Consider the following 2,912-nt stretch of genomic DNA (forward strand, 5'->3'; position numbering starts at 1 on the left):
ACCTGGTGCAGATGCACCAAACTGATTAATCGCTACTACTTCACCTTCGTCACCAGTGTAGCGTTCCCATCCTAGTGATGACGCCATTTCGATTCCAAGGCGTTTCTTAACAGACTTAGGGATAACTGTATTTTTATATTCCGCAGACTGCTCTTCAAAGCGATCCCATGAAGGCATACTGATAACAGAAACATGAATGTTCTCGCTAGCAAGTGCCTTTTGCGCTTCGACGGCAAGGCCCACTTCTGAACCTGATGCTAATAATAGGCCCTCAGGGTTATTATTTTGAGCCTCTGAAATGACATACGCACCTTTTTTCACGCCTTCATAGGCCTTATCAATTGTACCGGCAATAGTTGGTAGGTTTTGACGAGTAAGAACCAAGGTTGTCGGTTTGTCAGTTGATTCCATTGCTAGTCTCCATGCAGCCGCTGTTTCATTTCCATCAGCTGGACGGATAACACCCAGGCCAGGCATTGCACGTAATGCAGGTAACTGTTCAACCGGCTCATGGGTTGGACCATCTTCACCAACGGCAATACTGTCATGTGTAAACACATAAGTTACTGGCAGTTTCATCAAAGCAGCTAGTCGGATTGCAGGACGTAAGTAATCAGAGAATACAAAGAATGTTCCACCGTATACTCTAACCCCACCATGTAATGCCATACCATTTAACGCAGCACCCATTGCAAACTCACGAACACCAAACCAAATGTTGCGTCCGCTGTAATCATTTGGAGTAAAGTCCCCAGCACCTTTGATCATGGTATTGTTTGAGCCTGCTAAGTCAGCTGAGCCACCAAAAAATTGTGGTACGTGGTTTGCGATTGCATTTAAGGTTTCACCAGATGACGCACGTGATGCTAAGCTTTTGCCTTCTTCATATTTAGGCAGGTGATTTTCCCAACCTTCTGGAAGTTTACCCAAAATAGCTGCATCAAGTTGTTTGCCAAGCTCAGGATATTGTGATTTATAGTGTGCAAACAACTCATTCCATTCTTGTTCTTTCTTTTCACCAGGCTCATAGATAGACGTACGGAAATGAGAATATACTTCATCCGGAACATGAAAATCCTGTTCGAACGTCCAGTTATAAGCTTCCTTCGTAAGTTTCGCCTCGTCTGCTCCAAGTGGTGCACCATGCACACCAGATGTTCCAGCTCTATTTGGCGAACCATAGCCAATCGTTGTTTTCACTTCAATTAAGGTTGGGCGGTTCTGATTGGCTTTTGCCTCAGCAAGTGCCTTAGATATTTCTTCCAGATTATTACCGTCTTCAACTCTGATATATTGCCAGCCATATGAATCAAAGCGTTTTTCAACACTTTCAGAGAAAGAACGATCTAAATCACCATCAAGTGAAATATCATTTGAATCATATAAAACAACTAACTTTCCAAGCTGTAAATGGCCGGCAAAAGATGCCGCCTCAGCTGATACACCTTCCATTAAGTCCCCATCACCACAAATACTGTATGTATAATGATCAACTACATTGAAAGATTCCTTATTGTAGGTACCTGCTAAATGACGTTCAGCCATTGCCATTCCGACTGCCATCGCAATACCTTGGCCAAGTGGACCAGTTGTTGCGTCCACACCAGCAGTATGACCAAATTCTGGATGTCCAGGGGTTCTGCTCCCCCATTGACGAAAATTTTTAAGATCGTCAATTGTTAAACCATAGCCGCTTAGATGTAATAAGCTATATAACAACATCGATCCATGGCCTGCTGAAAGGACGAAACGATCACGGTTAAACCATGCAGGATTGCTTGGATTAATGTTCATATGCTTCGTCCAAAGTGAAAATGCCATAGGAGCTGCCCCCATCGGCATTCCTGGATGGCCTGAATTTGCTTTTTCAATAGCATCAATGGATAGTGTTCTAATCGCAGCGATTGATAAATCTTCAATAGTATGTGTCATTCATTTCAACCCTTTCTAAATGATTATCATATGTATATTCATATCATATATTGACAGTGAAGTTTCTACAACTATACTTCACTAAATTGTCAGGTGCATTCAATCCCAATAATCTTTCATATCATAGTATGTACAACTAAGAAAAGCGCAGGGCGACCGCCTTTCGGCGACAAGCATAAGACGAGCCCTTCCCGAAGGCGTTTTTTGCCTTCGGGAAGGCTTGGCTTATACCGTAGAGCCGATGGCGCCCGGAGCTAGACACTAAAACTAGGTACAAACTTTTACTCTTTCTTATCTTCTAAATCGAGTAGAGTGAACGAATCAGAAGATTGATTCGTTCGACCCTCTCACACCACCGTACGTACGGACCCGTATACGGCGGTTCAATAATTTGAGTGTACAAACTGGTATTTTGCGGATATATCCATATATCCGAGTTGTACCAGTTTTCTATCTGTTAAAGACCTATGAAGGATATAACTGGCAGAAATCCTCCAGTAACCCTTTCGGGTATTTGACCATTCATAGGCTTTTTGCTTTTCGATACCTAGTTGAATGAGATTCCTACGTTTGGTTCGTGGGTTTTTCCACTGTTTCCAAATGTATTGTCTGATTCGTCGTTTCAACCAACCATTCAAATCATTCATAAAGCTTTTCATTTCACCAATGCCGTAGTAGTTTATCCACCCTGTCATTAGCTGCTTGATTTGTTTGAAGAGGACTTCAATGCTCTTCCCTCTGCTCCGCTTTGTTATTTTCTTCAACTTTTGCTTCACGGTAGACTTAGCCTTATGATGTGGTCGGATTTTGACACCGTTTCTAGTTGCCAGTAGGCAAAAACCCAGGAACTTTCGTTTCAGTGGACTTCCTACCGCACTTTTCTCACGATTCACGGTTAATTTCAGTTCACCCTCTAGGAAATTGATTGAGTTCTCCATCACTCGATAACCTGCCCGTCTACTTTTGACGTAAATATTGCA

Annotated in this window: 2 protein-coding genes; both read right to left on the reverse strand. The window is 42.6% G+C overall.

The features are described from left to right. Positions 1–1,932 (reverse strand): transketolase (tkt, locus tag PY093_RS21120; RefSeq protein ID WP_275647707.1); only part of this gene is annotated, 1,932 nt, incomplete at its 3' end. A gap of 383 nt (positions 1,933–2,315) precedes the next feature. Continuing rightward, positions 2,316–2,912: group II intron maturase-specific domain-containing protein (locus PY093_RS21125; RefSeq protein ID WP_275644170.1), on the reverse strand; the 597-nt coding region annotated here is incomplete at its 5' end.

This window comes from Cytobacillus sp. S13-E01, assembly GCF_029193815.1.
Lineage (GTDB): Bacteria > Bacillota > Bacilli > Bacillales > Bacillaceae_L > Bacillus_BV.